We start from the raw sequence: 15,151 nt of genomic DNA, 5'->3' as shown, positions 1-15,151 counted from the left end.
CGGGCACTTCACCGCCGCACGGGCTCAATTCGCAAGAACGGCCAAAAGCTTTCCGTCTCTGCCCTGCACGATATCCTTTGCCGGAACCGGTGGAGCATCGGAAGCAGGCAGAGGCAGAGCTATCAGCCACGCGCCGGGATAGTCATTGCGAAGATGCCGGGGATTATAACGAATATTGCTGCCGGCGGCATGGTGATACGCTCCAAGCGTAGCATCTTTTGACAGCACCCCTCTTTTGACCTCGTGAAGCTTGCGCTCGCCATCAAGGGCAAGCGTTGCCTCAGAAAGATCGAAATTATCGATCCGGACGTGCTGACCTTCCGGCGTATCGAGAACCCATCTGTCGGAATCGACGAAACCGTCGGTATAGACATTGCCGGTGGAGGACCGCAGGGACGTGCCTTTCGGCAAGGTGATGCCGTCGACGACATTGCCATCGGCGAGCATGCATGTGCTGAAGGCGGATATGCCGCCATCGGGCTTCAGGTCGAATTGTACAGGCTGTGTCGCGTCACAACGCCAGCCGCTCTGGGTGGTCACGCCCCTGCCGGTTATCCGCATATTGTCAGGGGTAAAACCGATCGTCTCGTAATTCTCGTTGGTTTTGATCGAAATATAACGGGCGATCTCCACCGCATCGATACCAGCGACGGAAACGGGATGCGGAAACAGGGCGCGATTGAAGGATTCCGGTGTATCGGCGACCGATAATTCGAGTTTCGTGCCCTTGGGCATATCGATCTGGCCAAGGCGCGTCGGCTCCGAGAGTTCCGGGCTGTAGCGCGCGGCTCTCTCTTTGTCATAGGCATGCATCTGGAGATAAAAATCGCCGATCTGCCACAGGGTGAAAACTGCGACGGCGGTCACCAGCCCATAGGGCAGGATCATAGGCCGTTTCCAGCGTCCGGCCGCATATCGAAGGACAAGCCCCAGTGTCCAGACGATCCAGACGAAGGTCGTGACGAGAAGGAAGGCGAGGAAAAGCAGCGCTTCGACGGATGGCAGTGCGACAGGGATCATGAAAACCAGCGGCCTTGGGCGGATCGTCTTGATCCTGAAGAGACGCTGGAGCTTTAGCCGCAAGCGATGGCCTGTTCAACTCGCGAATAGTGGCAGCGCCGAACCGGGTGAAGGCAAATCGCCGCCGCCCGGTCAGGATATTATCGCAAATCAGCCACCAAGGACGAAGCGGGAGAATGCCAATGAATTGCGGGCATCCTCGTCCATTTTCGCGATGGCGGCTCCATTGCTGAGATCACGCCACACCTTGATATCCGAGCCGATCGTGCCGCCAGTCTTCACGAAGGGCTCCATGACGACTGCGCCGGTGTAATTGATCTCGCGCAGCGCAAGGCCGATTTCGTGCCACGGCATCCTGCCCGTGCCCGGTACGCGGCGATTGCTCTCTCCGGTGTGGAAATGCCCCAGCAACGGGCCAGCCGTGCGGATGGCCTCGCCAAAACTGTCTTCCTCGATGTTCATGTGGAACGTATCCAGCATGACTTTCACATTGTTCTTGCCGACATCCTTCACGAAAGCGACGCCTTCGGCCGCCGTGTTGAGGACATGGTTTTCAAAGCGGTTGAGGACTTCGATGCACAGGTTGATGCCGAGATCATTGGCGAAATCGGCAATGCCGTTGATGCCCTCGACGCCGCGCGCATAATCGCCTGCCTTGTCGACGGGCTGCGAATAATCGATTGGCCAATAGGAATGCAGAGCACCGCCGATGGTGTGGATATCGAGTTTGGCGACATTGGAAAGGGTCCGTTCAAAGAACGCCTTGCCGGCCGCACGCACCGAAGCATCTTCCGACGACAGGTTCTTCGTTTTCGATGGGCCGATGCCGGCGGTGAGGATGATGCCGTTATCCCTGGCGCTCTGCCTGATGGTCGCGAGTTCGGCGTCGCTATATTCGTTGATGTGGTGTGCGGCGACTTCGATGATGTCGAAACCGAGCTTGGCGACCTTCTCGATATAGGGACCGAACTTGGCGCTCCACTCATGTTCCCAGTAAGAATAATAGATGCCGTGTTTCATGGGGGTCTCTTTCGCTTTTCTGTTTCGCTTTGAATAGGGAGGCACAGTGGTTCAGGCGGGCTCAGGACGCGGTGCCTTTTCCCGGATTTCTGACGCGAAAATCAGGTTCCGCGCTTGTGGACGTGATGAAGCGGCCATTGGGAAGATCGTTCTCCTCCACCTTCCTGATGATCTCGTCCTGGCCGAGACCGAAGCTCCGCCAGCGGTCCCGCAGCCGCGCACGCAGATCGTCCTCCTCGACATCGACGAAGACAGTGAGATCGAAGATTGATTTGAGACGATCCCATGGCGACTGGCTGGCAAGGAGATAATTGCCCTCACAGACGATGATATCGACGGATTGCGGGATCAGCCGGCCGCCGGCGCGGGCAATCTCGATGGCGCGATCGAAGACCGGCACGGCAACGACATCGTCCTCATTAGCCTTGAGACGTTCAAGCATATGGCGCAGCCCATGCGCGTCGAAGGTATCGATGGCACCCTTGAAGGCACGGCGGTTCATCGCCTCAAGCACGGCATCGTCATAATGAAAGCCATCCATCGGAAACAGCGCAGCGGACACGCCATTGCCCGCGTTCAGGGCATCGACCACACGTTCGGCAATGGTTGATTTTCCCGATCCGGGCGCTCCGGCAATCGCAATCATCACGCGCTGGCCATTCGAGCCCGCAAAACGCTTCAGCGCGAAGCCGGCAATTTCACCGGCATTGTCGTCAATTTTACTCAAGGTGCTCCCCGCCTCGAAAAGTGGTTATCGCCACCGGCTACTCGAAAATCCGGTACTGTTTTGCCTTGTCGCGTAGAAAGGCCAGCCCCTTCTCCAGGGACTCCTCAGTGCTGGCGGCGACGGGCCGCCACGTCGAAATCGCGCCCGCCATCTCCACCGGCATCGCGGCAAAGCCCTCAAGGGCAAGGACGCCGTTGAACCTCATGGCCGCGAGTGCCGAAAACACCTCGTCCCAGGCGACGTTGCCGAAACCCGGCGTGCCGCGGTCGCTTTCCGACATATGCATATATTTCAGGTGGTTGCGGGCAGCGATGATGCCGTTGGCTATGCCCCTTTCTTCCATGTTCATATGGAAGGTATCGAGATGGATGAAGATATTGTCGGCACCGATGCGCTCCACCAGCGCCACCGCCTGTTCGGCGGAGTTGAGCAGATGGTTTTCGTAACGATTTATGGTCTCGATGCCGAATTGCAGGCCGAGCGTTCTTGCGTGGCGGGCGGCTTCGGAGAGTGCCCTCGTCAGATTGTCATATTCACCCTGTGTCGGCGGAAAACCGGTGCGCTCATTGGTGCCGCCATAGGTGACACCCGTCAGCGCCTTCGCCCCCATGGCGGCAGCCTTGTCCAGCGCCGCCTTGAGATGCTCGACAGCGGCTTCAGGACGGACAGAAGCCCAGGCCGGTTCCGGCAGCACGAGCGAACAGACAGCGCCGAGATCATGCCGCTCCAGCAGGCTGCGCGTGTGTTCCGCATCGACGGACGCGATATCGACAAGCGGGATTTCGATGAAGTCCTGACCATAGCTGGCTGCACCGGCAATGGCGCGGGCGGCATTTTCATGGTCCCATTTCAGAGACCACATCATTGCGTGAACACCGAGGCCTTTCACGTCATACCTTCTTTCTGAGAGATGCGAAGTAACTGGAGAACAGGCCGCGCGCCGCCATGACGACGATCATCAGCACGCCCCACAGCGCGGTCGCCAGATGCTGGTTGGCGCCGAGAAGATTGAGGCCCGACGACAGGAGCTGCAGCACGATGAGCGCGACGAAGACGGGTAGCACCCGGCCGAAACCGCCGAACGGATTGATGCCGCCGAGAAAGGCCGCCAGCACCGTGATCAGCAGATAGGATTCACCGTGGCCGACACGGACGGAGTTGAAACGGGCAAGCATGATGATGCCGGCAACAGCACACATCAGACCCGATAGCGTATAAACGAGCACCTGAATCTTGCGGGTGTTGAGGCCGGAATAACGTGCGGCCTCGATGTTCGAGCCGATCATCAACAGGCCGAAGCCGAGCTTGGTGCGCGTCAACAGCACATGCCAGAGGCCGACGCAGACGATGAAAATCAGAAGCGGAATCGGCAGGCCAAGAAGCGTTCCATGACCGAGCGGTGCCATATAGGCCGGGAAACCGGAGACATCGCCGCCGCGCGTCAGAAACTCGCCCAGTCCGCGCAGGAAGATCATCATCGACAGCGTCACCAGAATGGGGTGCGCGCGGGTGTAGGCGATCGCCGCTCCCGTCATCGCTCCGGCGGCTCCGCCGGTGACAAGGGCGGCAAGGCACGCGAGCAGGAATGCACTCGGCGGCGCATCCACCCCGCCATGGGCCTGCAGCACCCAGGCTGCGGCGAGCCCCGACAGATTGGCGGCGAAGGTGACGGAAAGGTTGATCCCGCCCGTCAGCAGCGGCAGCAGCATCGCCAAAGTCAGCAAACCGAGTTCGGGTAGCTGGAAGGCGACCGAACCGAATGTCGCAAGCGACAGGAAGTTATCCGCCAACGTTCCGAAGATCAGCATGACGGCGACGAAGGCAATCACCGGGCCCGCCATGTCGGCCCCGAAGATCGCGTTGAATTTCCGGATGAGGCTGTTCATCGCTGCACGCTCCCCTTTTTCCTGGATGTGCGGAGCGCACTCGGCAGAAGCTTGTCGAAGCGGGTCGAAGAGAGCGTGATGGCGACGAGAATGATGGCGCCGACGATCATCTTGAAGGCAAAGGGAGAAACACCCATCAGGTTGAGGCCGTTCTGGGTGATCGACACCATCAGCACGCCGAGCACGCAGCCGATGACGGAGCCCTTGCCGCCGCCGAGCCGCGCGCCGCCAAGCACGGTGGCAGCAAGCACATCCAGCTCGCGGCCATAAAGCGCGTTCGGCACCACCTCCTGCGCATAATGCGCCTGCATGAGCCCGGCAATGCCCGCCATCAGGCCAAGCCAGCCGAAGGAAATGTAGTGCATGGCGCCGATATTGATGCCGAAGCGGCGCGCGCCTTCCGGATTGTCACCGAAGGCATAAAGTTTACGACCGACAGTGGTGCGCGAGATCATGAACCAGGTGGCGACACAGCAGAGGATCATCACCACGACGGGCAGCGTCAGTTCCACCCAGGAACCGTCCGACATTTCGCGTTCGTAAAACACCACGCGCGTCGAGAGCCATTCCGGCAGGTCATAGATCGACACGCCCTTGGTGAAGAACATCAACAGGCCGAAGAAGATGTTGAAGGTGGAGATGGTTGCGACGATGGAAATGATGTTCAGCCGCCAGACGAGGAAGGCGTTGACGAAACCGAGGCCGAGGCCAACGGCACCGGCGATGATGAAACCTTCCGCCCAGTTGCCGCCGCCGAGCGCATTGAGCGCCAGCACCGTGACATATTGAACGACGGAAGCCGCGACCGCGAAGGAAATGTCGATGCCGCCGGAGATCAGCACGACAAGCAGGCCGACCGCGAAGATGATGTTGACCGCCGAGACATTCAGCACATCGAAGGCGTTGGAAATGGTGAGGAAACGGTCGGTGGCGAAGGACAGTCCCGTGCAAAGCAGCACCATGACCACAAGCAGGGTGAATTCGGTCGTATGTCCGAGGATGAGCCTACGCATAGATGGCGGCCTCCAGTTCGGTCAGCGACAGGCGTCGCGGATCATAGGTGGCGTGGAACCGGCCTTCGACCATATGGATAACCCTGTCTGTATTGAAATAGACTTCCGGCGCTTCGTCGGAGATGACGATGATCGACAGGCCTTCTGCGGCGAGCTTGCGGACGATTTCGAAGATGCCGGCGCGGGCGCCGACATCGACACCCACGGTCGGCGCATCGAGGATGAGGATTTTCGGCCCGATCGCCAGCCATTTGGCAATCGCCACACGTTGCTGGTTGCCGCCTGAGAGCGTGCGGATCGGATCTTCCGGCAGGCCGATCTTCACCCCGAGCGCTGAAATCCAGCGGGAAACGACATCCGCTTTTTTCGATGGCGAGATGAGACCGCCGCTCAGCAACTTGTCGAGCGAGGCCATGACCAGATTGTCGGCAATGGACTGCGGCTGGTTCAGGCCCAGCGAGAGCCGATCTTCGGAGAGATAGGCGACGCCCGCCCGGATCGCGTCCCGGTTGGAATGGAAATCCACCTTCTTCCCATCGATGAGGATTTCGCCCGATTGCGGCCGGTGCATGCCGAACAGCGTCAAAGCCAGCTCCGTGCGCCCGGCCCCGAGCAGGCCGGTAATCCCGAGCGTTTCTCCGCGCCGCAGATCGAAGGAAACATCCTCGAACTCACCCGCCCGGCTCAGGCCGCGCACGGAAAGAACGACGGGCTTGTCATCGTGATCGGTGGCAATGACGGCGCTGTCGAAGTTGCGGCCGGTCATCAGCTCGGTCACGCGCGACTGGGTCATGCCTTCGACCGGGAAGACACCGACAAGCGATCCATCCCGCAAAACGGTGATGCGATCCGAAATCTCCAGCACTTCCGCCAGACGATGCGAGACGAACACGACCGCGACGCCTGATGCCGAGAGGTTGCGGACGATGTCGATCAGGTAATCCGTCTCCGACTGCGTCAGCGATGCGGTGGGTTCATCCATGAAAACGAGACGGGCTTCGCCGACCAGCGCGCGGGCAATCGCCACGATCTGGCGCTGGGCAATCGGCAGCTCCTTGAGCGGCCTGTCGAGATCGAACGAGACGCCGAGCCGCGCCAGAGCTTTTTCGGCGGCGCTCTCGATTGCGCGCTTGTCGACCAGCCCGAATTTGCCGTTCACCGCATATTGGAAACCGATATTCTCGGCCACCGTCATTTCATCAAACAGCGCCAGATCCTGCCAGATCACCTGGATGCCGAGCGTTTGCGCCAGCGTCGGGGTCATCGTGGTGATGGGTTTGCCATCGAAATAGAGCTCGGCATCGCTTTGCGGCGTATAGACCCCGGTAATGACCTTGATCAGGGTGCTTTTGCCACAGCCGTTTTCGCCGGCAAGGCAATGCACTTCCCCCGGATTGACCTCGAAGGAAACACCCTTCAGGGCGCGCACGCCACCAAAGGTGACCTTGACATTCTTGAGGGACAGGAGCGGTTCTGCGCTCATGATAGCGTATCTCTCCTTTCGCCGCGAAAGCATCGCAGACGTGGCGCTCGGCATAAATTCTGGATGGACGTCGCGCGGGCAGTGTTTCCCGCGCGACGCCTTCGGCCTTGGGGAGGATCAGAGGCCCATGGAAACGAGCTTGTCGATGCTTTCCTTGTCGATCTTCAAGAGCTGGTCGACGACGATGGTGTTACCCTCGGGATTGATGGTGCCGAGGCCTTCGATAGTGTCGCCGGCCTTGGGTGTCTCGCCCTTGGCGATACGGTCGGCGAGCGTGATGAAGACCTCACCGGCCTGCTTCGGGTTCCACATGAAGCCGCCCGTCAGTGCGCCAGACTTGATGAGCTTGGCGCCCTGCCCCGGCGAAAACGGGCCGATGACGAAGACCTTGCCATCCTTGCGGCGCTCTTCAACCGCCCGTCCCGCACCGATCGGCCCCTGCGAGCCGAAGGCGAGGAAGCCGCTCAGGTCGGCATTGGCGGACATCAGATCGAGCGCAGTCGACCGGCTCTTGTCGAGATCTTCGGCGACGCCGTAGCGATCGCCGACGAGCTTCATGTCGGGATAGTTTGCCTTGATATAGGCGATGGCGGCATCGGCCCAGGCGTTGTGAAGCGGAACGGTGAGCGAACCGACGAAAACGGCATAAGAACCCTTGCCGCCCATCTTTTCCGCCAGCAGCTTGCCATGCGCTTCACCGAAACCCTTGGCGGAGGCGAGTTCGAAATCCCAGTCGGCGCCGAGCTGCTTCGGCGATTCATGGGTGATGACCTTGATGCCGGCGGCCTGGGCTTTTTTCAGCACTGGCTCCAGCACCTTGGCGTCATTCGGCACCACGCCGATGAAATCGACCTTCTGGGCAATCAGGTCTTCGATCGCGCGAACCTGCAGGGCCGGGTCGGCACTGGTGGGACCGACCATGAAACCGTCAACGCCGAGCTTCTTGCTCTGCTCCTTGATGCCGGCTTCCATGGCGTTGAACCACGGAATGCCGCCGATCTTGACGACGACGCCAACCTTCGGCCCTTCGGCAAAGGCTGCGGATGAGAGCAACGCGAGCGACAGACCAACCGCCGCAGCAATAATTTTCTTCATTGATGTTCCTCCTCAAAAATTCGGCAAACGAAATCCGCCCGCAGCCCGTTTTTCCCGGACGCGTTCAAAATCTCTCATCTCGCTTATTCGAGACTCTCCCTTGCCACTCCCACAGCAACCATCATGCACAATCGATATTGCCAAGTTGCACAATCGATGGTGCAATAACCATATCATGAAGCGCTCTTCCGTCAAGGGGATGCGTGTTCTAATAATCGGAATCAGTTGGGGAGATCACAGTGACGGGCATAAGTTCAAAGAAAGCCACCATTTATGACTTGTCGATATTATCAGGCGCTTCCGCCTCGACGGTCAGTGCGGTGTTGAACGGATCGTGGCGCAAGCGGCGGATTTCGGAAGAAACCGCAGACAAGATACTCTCGCTCGCCAAGGCCCAGCGCTACACCACCAACCTGCAGGCGCGTGGCCTCAGAAGTTCGAAATCCGGCCTCGTCGGGCTTCTGGTGCCGGTTTATGACAACCGGTTCTTTTCATCGATGGCGCAAACCTTCGAGGGACAGGCCCGCAAACGTGGCCTGTCGCCCATGGTGGTTTCCGGCCGGCGCGACCCCGAGGAAGAACGACGCACCGTCGAGACCCTGATCGCCTATTCGATCGATGCCCTCTTCATTGCCGGCGTGACGGACCCAGATGGCGTCCACCAGGTCTGCGCGCGCGCGGCCCTTCCGCATGTGAACATCGACCTGCCCGGCAAGTTTGCCTCCTCGGTCATCTCCGACAACCGGCACGGTGCGGAAATTTTGACAGCGGCGATCCTTACCCATGCGGCAAAAGGCGGCCCGCTCGGTCCTGACGATGTCATCCTGTTCGGCGGGCATGACGACCACGCCAGCCGCGAGCGTATTGACGGCTTTCATACCGCGAAAGCCGATTATTTTGGTGTTGAAAGCGGTGACGACATCGAGATAACAGGCTATTCGCCGCATATGACGGAACTGGCTTTCGAACGTTTCTTTGCCCGCCGAGGCCGCCTGCCCCGCTGTTTCTTCGTCAATTCATCGATCAATTTCGAAGGGCTGCTTCGTTTCATGGGACGCCATGACGGCGAGGCATTCGGCGACATCGTCGTCGGCTGCTTCGACTATGATCCTTTCGCGTCTTTTCTTCCCTTCCCCGTTTACATGATCAAACCCGATATTGCGCAGATGCTGGAAAGAGGGTTCGATCTCTTGGAAGAAAACCGGGCAGAGCCCGAAGTGACCATTATCGAACCGCAGCTCATCCCCCCACGAACCGCCCTTAAGGGACCGCTGGACGACATATGGGACCCGGTTGCGTTGCGCCGTATGGCAAAGTGAAACGCCTGCACGAAAGCGCCGAAATCTTCGCTTGACCTCAACCGCGCTTGAGGTCGTACCGACTTGCAACAGGCATCACCATTGCAACGGAATAACGATGATTGAAAAGCTCATGAAGGTCCTGGAAAGCGGAAGGGATAGCGCAGTCCTGCGCTTTTCCATCGCGAGGGCGCTGATGGAAGCGCGGCAATTCGAGGACGCCGCACACCATCTGCAAGAGGCAATCCGGCAGAATCCCGACTATTCGGCAGTCTGGGCGGCACTCGGTGAATGCCGGGCGCGGCTGGGAGATCACGACGGTGCCGCAGCGGCCTGGGTGGAAGGCGTGGCAGTGGCCATCCGGCGCGGCGATATCCAGGCGAAAAGGCAGATGGAAGTCCGGTTGCGACGTTTGCAGATGCGCAGCCTGAGTGCTGGTTGACGGCGGTGGAAGTTCAGTCGATCCCTTCTGCCAAAAAATCGCCCGGAGATTAGCCAGGTTTCATAAAACTGGTTATGATCGCCGGAAAAATCACGGGAGGCGGCTGTCCAGAGCCGGTGGTTTATGGGTTTTTCGGATCATATCAAGGAAATCGAGACCGTCGGTCAGGGCAGGAATACCGGCCGGGATGCGGTAGTGCTGGAATCCTGGCGGCGTTGCCTCGACACCTACCAGCTTGATCCAACCAAGGCGCGCGAAGCTGTCATCGTTTCCGAGACACGTCTTCGAGAGCACCGCCAGCAGGCGGAAGACCTCGTGCACATCGCCCGTTCCGGCCTGGAACGGCTTTACCGACAGGTGGCCGAGCAGAATTACGTCCTCCTCCTTTCCGATCGGCAGGGTGTGACGGTCGAGTTCCTGGGCGATCCCTCCTTCAACAATAATCTGCGCAAGGCCGGGCTTTATCTGGGCTCGGAATGGTCGGAACCCCGCGCCGGCACCTGTGCCGTCGGTGCCTGCATTGCAACCGGCAAGCCGCTCACCATCCACCAGACCGATCATTTCGATGTAACGCACACGCCGCTCTCCTGCACCGCAGCGCCGATCTACGATACCCAGGGCGCGCTGACGGCGGTACTCGATATTTCACTGCTCAGCTCACCGATCCTGAAAACGAGCCAGAACATGGCCCGCCATTTGGTCTCTTCCACCGTGCGGAGGATCGAGCTTGCCAATCTGATGGCCAGCAGCCGCCATGATCTCGTTCTGCGCTTTGCAGGCGCGCCCGAATTTCTGGATGTCGATCCGGAAGCGGCCCTGTCGGTCGACGGCTCCGGCCGGATCACGGGCATGACGCACGCCGCCGCCCGCCTTCTCGCCGCATCGCGGGGGCTCGACTGGCGCGTGCCCGAACGTCTTCTCGGACAGCGGGTGGAGGAGTTTTTCGAAGCCGGTTTCGATGAGCTTGCTTCCCTCACCCGCTCCAGCCTTCCCCAGGAAAGGCGCATCGTCGTTAGAGACGGGACCGTGCTTTATGCGCACGCGATCGAACCGCAACAGCGCAGGTCGAGCGTTCCGCTTGCCCGCTCAAGACCGCAGCCGGTGATGGAGAGGATCGGCGGTGACGGCCCGACGGTTCGAAATCTCAGGCGGAAGGTGGAAAAACTCGCGCCCGCAAGACTGCCGATCCTGCTGCAGGGCCAGACCGGCACCGGCAAGGAACACCTCGCACGCATCATTCACGATGCCAGCGGCGTTTCCGGCCGCTTCGTCGCCGTCAATTGCGCCGCCATTCCCGAACAGCTGATCGAAAGTGAACTGTTCGGTTATCTGCCGGGCGCCTTCACTGGCGCTCTTGCGAAAGGGCGCAAGGGACTGGTGGAAGAGGCGCAGGGCGGAACGCTTTTCCTTGACGAAATCGGTGACATGCCGTTTGTGGCGCAGAGCCGGCTTTTACGCGTTCTGGCGGAAGGCGAGGTTCTGCCTGTCGGTGGCTCCACCCCGCAGAAGGTGGATTTCAGGGTGATTTCGGCATCTCATCGTCCCCTGAACGACATGGTGCGAACAGGTGCATTCCGCGAAGATCTCTATTACCGGCTGAACGCGGCGGTCCTGACGCTGCCGGCACTCAGCGAGCGCGACGATTTTCCTTGGCTTCTCGACAGGATACTCGAAAAACACGGCGTGCCCGGCCGGCCGCTGACGCTTTCCAACGCTGCCCGGCTGACGATCCTGCACCACCGCTGGCCAGGCAATATCCGCGAGCTGGACAATGCGATCGCCTTTGCAGCCGCCCTTTGCGACGACGGGCTGATTACGGTGGAGGACCTTCCGGAGCAATTCAGCCCCGCATCCTCCACCCCCATGATCGACAGCCACGGCACCGACCTTCGCGCCTTGCTGGCCGCCTGCAACGGCAATGTATCCGAGGCCGCCCGCCGGCTCGGCGTCGACCGCACGACCCTCCACCGCCGCATGCGGCGCCTCGGCATCGGAAAACCTCACTGAAGGTGAGGCGTATGCCACAGCTGTAGCGCCACAGCTGTGGCAGGTCGCAAAACAGGCCTTCCCCAAAACCCAGCAATTTCAGGTCTTCGGTGGAGAAAACCGTGCTGGCATGGGCATTGCACCTTCTCTGGCATCAAGTGCCATCGAGGAGAAAACATGCTCGCGCTCAGATTTCATGCAGCCAAGGATTTGCGGATCGAAGACATTGCCGAGCCGAAACGGCCTGGCCCGGGACAGGTCCTCGTCCGCAACCGTTTCGTCGGCATCTGCGGCACCGATCTGCATGAATATAGCTACGGCCCGATCTTCATTCCCACCGAACCGCATCCCTTTACCGGCGCCCATGGCCCGCAAATTCTGGGCCACGAATTCGGCGGCGTGGTTGAGGCGATCGGCGACGGTGTGACCTCCGTCAGCGTCGGTGACCGCGTCTCCATCCAGCCGCTCGTCATGCCGCGATCCGGCGATTATTTCGCTGATCGTGGCCTTTTCCATCTCAGCACGCAACTGGCACTGGTCGGCCTCAGCTGGGATGGCGGCGGCATGGCCGAAGCCGCACTTGTCAACGACTATAACGTCCAGAAAATTCCGGACGAGATGACCGACGAAGAGGCCGCACTGGTGGAACCCTCGGCCGTTGCCGTTTATGCCTGTGATCGCGGTGGTGTCACCGCCGGTAACAGCGTTCTGGTCACGGGTGCCGGCCCGATCGGCATGTTGACGCTTCTGGCGGCCCGCGCCGCCGGCGCTACCCAGCTTTTTGTCTCCGATCTGAATGACGCCCGCCTCGAGCTTGCTCGCAATGTCATCCCTGATGTCATCACCATCAACCCCAAGCGCGATAATGTCGGTGATGTCGTCCGCTCGGCAACCGAAGGCAAGGTCGGCTGCGACGTGGCGATCGAATGCGTGGGCAATGAACATGCGCTCAAGGCCTGCGTTGACGCCGTGCGCAAGCAGGGCGTCGTCGTGCAAACCGGGCTTCACCCGCATGAAAACCCGATCGACTGGTTCCAGGTGACGTTCCGTGATCTGGAGATCAAGGGTTCCTGGGCCTATCCGACCCATTACTGGCCGCGCGTCATCCGGCTCATTGCCTCCGGCCTGCTGCCGGCGACGAAGATCGTCACCAAACGCATCACGCTGGATACGGCAGTGACCGAGGGTTTCGATGCCCTGCTCGACCCCGCCGGCACGCATCTGAAAATCCTGATCGATCTTTCGAAATAGGCTTTTCGCCTGCACCTGCCGGGAAGAGGAGCCCGGCAGGCGCAGGCCTTGGCTTTCGGAGCGGCGACACCGCCGCTCCGCCATCAGACCAAGCACCATGGAGGAGATGAATATGCTTGATGTCAGTCCCGCCACCAAAATCGATACGGTTCTTTCGAAGCTAGGCAATGCGCTTGAAGCTGGCGACATAGACGCCGCCGTCAACCTGTTTCAGGCCGATTGCTACTGGCGCGATCTCGTGACCTTCACCTGGAACCTGAAGACGCTGGAGGGCCGCGAACAGATCCACGACATGCTGGCGAGCCAGCTCGCCGCTATCAAGCCCTCCAGCTTCGTGCAGGATGCGAAGGAGCACGCCTCTGAAGGCGGCGGCGTCACCGAAGGCTGGTTCGAGTTCGAGACCGGGGCCGCCCGTGGTTACGGTCATATCCGCCTGAAGGACGGGCTGATCTGGACCTTGCTCACCACCATGAGCGAACTGAAGGGCCACGAGGAACCAAAGGGCATTCGCCGGCCGATGGGCGCGGAACACGGCCACGACCGCAGCCGCCGGACCTGGAAGGAAAAACGCGAGGCCGAGGCAGCGGAACTCGGTTACGCGGAACAGCCCTATGTCGTCATCATCGGCGGCGGACAGGGCGGCATCGCGCTTGGCGCGCGCCTTCGCCAGCTCGGTGTGCCGACGATCATCATCGAAAAGAACGAGCGGCCCGGCGACAGCTGGCGCAAGCGCTATAAATCGCTCTGCCTGCATGACCCGGTCTGGTACGACCACCTGCCCTATATCCCCTTCCCGGAAAACTGGCCGGTCTTCACACCCAAGGACAAGGTGGGCGACTGGCTGGAAATGTACACCAGGGTCATGGAGCTGAATTACTGGGGCTCCACCACCTGCAAATCGGCGCAATATGACGAGGCGACGGGCGAATGGACGGTGGTTGTCGATCGCGCCGGTCAGGAGGTTGTGTTGCGACCGAAACAGCTGGTGCTGGCAACCGGCATGTCCGGCAAGGCCAATGTGCCGAAGTTCACCGGTCAGGATGTCTTCAAGGGCGAACAGCAGCATTCCTCGCAGCACCCCGGCCCGGACGCCTATGCCGGCAAAAAGGTCGTGGTGATCGGCTCCAACAACTCAGCGCATGATATCTGCGCGGCGCTCTGGGAAGCGGGTGCTGATGTCACCATGCTGCAGCGTTCCTCCACCCATATCGTCAAGTCGGACTCACTGATGGAGATCGGCCTCGGCGATCTCTATTCCGAGCGCGCGGTTGCGAACGGCATGACCACGCGCAAGGCCGACCTCATCTTCGCCTCCCTGCCCTACAGGATCATGCATGAGTTCCAGGTTCCGATTTACGACCGGATACGCGAACAGGACGCCGAATTTTATGCGGCGCTTGAGAAAGCCGGCGTCATGCTTGATTTCGGTGACGACGAGTCCGGTCTTTTCATGAAATATCTGCGCCGCGGCTCGGGTTATTACATCGATGTCGGCGCCTGCGATCTGGTGATCGACGGCTCGATTAAGCTGAAATCCGGCGTGGACGTCTCACATCTCACCGAAAATGCCGTGGTGCTGAAGGACGGCACGGAACTGCCCGCCGATCTGGTGGTCTATGCCACCGGTTACGGTTCCATGAACGGCTGGGCGGCGGATCTCATTTCGCGCGAGGTGGCGGACAAGGTCGGCAAATGCTGGGGCCTCGGTTCCAATACCACCAAGGATCCCGGCCCCTGGGAAGGCGAACAGCGCAACATGTGGAAGCCGACCCAACAGGACGCCCTGTGGTTCCACGGCGGCAACCTGCATCAGTCGCGGCATTATTCGCAATATCTGTCGCTGCAGCTCAAAGCCAGACAGGCTGGGTTGAAGACACCCGTCTATGGGCTGCAGAAGCCACATCACCTGTCCTGATCATGTTCCGGGGCG

Annotated in this window: 13 protein-coding genes; 5 read left to right on the top strand and 8 right to left on the bottom strand. The window is 60.2% G+C overall.

Annotation, left to right across the window (positions count from 1 at the left end; translation table 11 throughout):
* Positions 1 to 24: 24 nt before the first annotated feature.
* From AC5YUO_RS24970 to AC5YUO_RS24935, 8 genes are all read right to left on the bottom strand, one after another.
* The gene (locus AC5YUO_RS24970; RefSeq protein ID WP_496155680.1) at positions 25 to 1,020 is read right to left on the bottom strand and encodes a hypothetical protein; all 996 of its coding nucleotides are present in this window, start codon (positions 1,018 to 1,020) and stop codon (positions 25 to 27) included.
* Between the two features lie 150 nt (positions 1,021 to 1,170).
* Positions 1,171 to 2,040 (bottom strand): D-psicose 3-epimerase, encoded by an 870-nt coding sequence (locus AC5YUO_RS24965; RefSeq protein WP_496155679.1) that lies wholly within the window; start codon positions 2,038 to 2,040, stop codon positions 1,171 to 1,173.
* Between the two features lie 61 nt (positions 2,041 to 2,101).
* Positions 2,102 to 2,767 carry a nucleoside triphosphate hydrolase gene (locus tag AC5YUO_RS24960; RefSeq protein WP_496155678.1) on the bottom strand — a complete coding sequence of 222 codons (666 nt, stop codon included), beginning with the start codon at positions 2,765 to 2,767 and terminating at the stop codon, positions 2,102 to 2,104.
* A 37-nt stretch (positions 2,768 to 2,804) separates the two neighbouring features.
* The gene (locus AC5YUO_RS24955) at positions 2,805 to 3,656 is read right to left on the bottom strand and encodes a sugar phosphate isomerase/epimerase family protein (RefSeq protein WP_496155676.1); all 852 of its coding nucleotides are present in this window, start codon (positions 3,654 to 3,656) and stop codon (positions 2,805 to 2,807) included.
* A 1-nt stretch (position 3,657) separates the two neighbouring features.
* Entirely contained in the window at positions 3,658 to 4,653 is a 996-nt protein-coding gene (locus AC5YUO_RS24950) for an ABC transporter permease (RefSeq protein WP_496155675.1), read from the bottom strand.
* Positions 4,650 to 5,666, bottom strand: coding sequence for an ABC transporter permease (locus tag AC5YUO_RS24945; protein ID WP_496155674.1), 1,017 nt, complete (start codon positions 5,664 to 5,666; stop codon positions 4,650 to 4,652). Before AC5YUO_RS24945 ends, AC5YUO_RS24950 begins: the two co-directional genes overlap by 4 nt.
* Positions 5,659 to 7,149, bottom strand: coding sequence for a sugar ABC transporter ATP-binding protein (locus AC5YUO_RS24940; RefSeq protein WP_496155673.1), 1,491 nt, complete (start codon positions 7,147 to 7,149; stop codon positions 5,659 to 5,661). The genes AC5YUO_RS24945 and AC5YUO_RS24940 overlap by 8 nt, the downstream gene beginning before the upstream one ends.
* A gap of 117 nt (positions 7,150 to 7,266) precedes the next feature.
* Entirely contained in the window at positions 7,267 to 8,244 is a 978-nt protein-coding gene (locus AC5YUO_RS24935; RefSeq protein ID WP_125146247.1) for a substrate-binding domain-containing protein, read from the bottom strand.
* A gap of 239 nt (positions 8,245 to 8,483) precedes the next feature.
* On the opposite strand from AC5YUO_RS24935, the gene AC5YUO_RS24930 reads away from it, so the two are divergent.
* From AC5YUO_RS24930 to AC5YUO_RS24910, 5 genes are all read left to right on the top strand, one after another.
* The gene (locus tag AC5YUO_RS24930) at positions 8,484 to 9,563 is read left to right on the top strand and encodes a LacI family DNA-binding transcriptional regulator (RefSeq protein WP_496155672.1); all 1,080 of its coding nucleotides are present in this window, start codon (positions 8,484 to 8,486) and stop codon (positions 9,561 to 9,563) included.
* Positions 9,564 to 9,660: 97 nt separating this feature from the next.
* Entirely contained in the window at positions 9,661 to 9,984 is a 324-nt protein-coding gene (locus tag AC5YUO_RS24925; RefSeq protein ID WP_496155671.1) for a tetratricopeptide repeat protein, read from the top strand.
* Positions 9,985 to 10,107: 123 nt separating this feature from the next.
* Positions 10,108 to 11,991, top strand: coding sequence for a sigma-54-dependent Fis family transcriptional regulator (locus AC5YUO_RS24920; protein ID WP_496155670.1), 1,884 nt, complete (start codon positions 10,108 to 10,110; stop codon positions 11,989 to 11,991).
* A 156-nt stretch (positions 11,992 to 12,147) separates the two neighbouring features.
* Complete coding sequence (locus AC5YUO_RS24915) at positions 12,148 to 13,221, top strand: 2,3-butanediol dehydrogenase (protein WP_496155669.1); 1,074 nt, start codon at positions 12,148 to 12,150, stop codon at positions 13,219 to 13,221.
* 112 nt (positions 13,222 to 13,333) lie between these two features.
* Positions 13,334 to 15,136: an NAD(P)/FAD-dependent oxidoreductase gene (locus tag AC5YUO_RS24910; RefSeq protein WP_496155668.1), complete on the top strand. Its 1,803-nt coding sequence runs from the start codon at positions 13,334 to 13,336 to the stop codon at positions 15,134 to 15,136.
* The last annotated feature ends 15 nt before the right edge of the window (positions 15,137 to 15,151 follow it).

The organism is Agrobacterium sp. LEGMi-208b (assembly GCF_059511785.1).
Note: the sequence above shows the minus strand (reverse complement) of the source record. Positions and strands in the feature narration are given on the sequence as shown.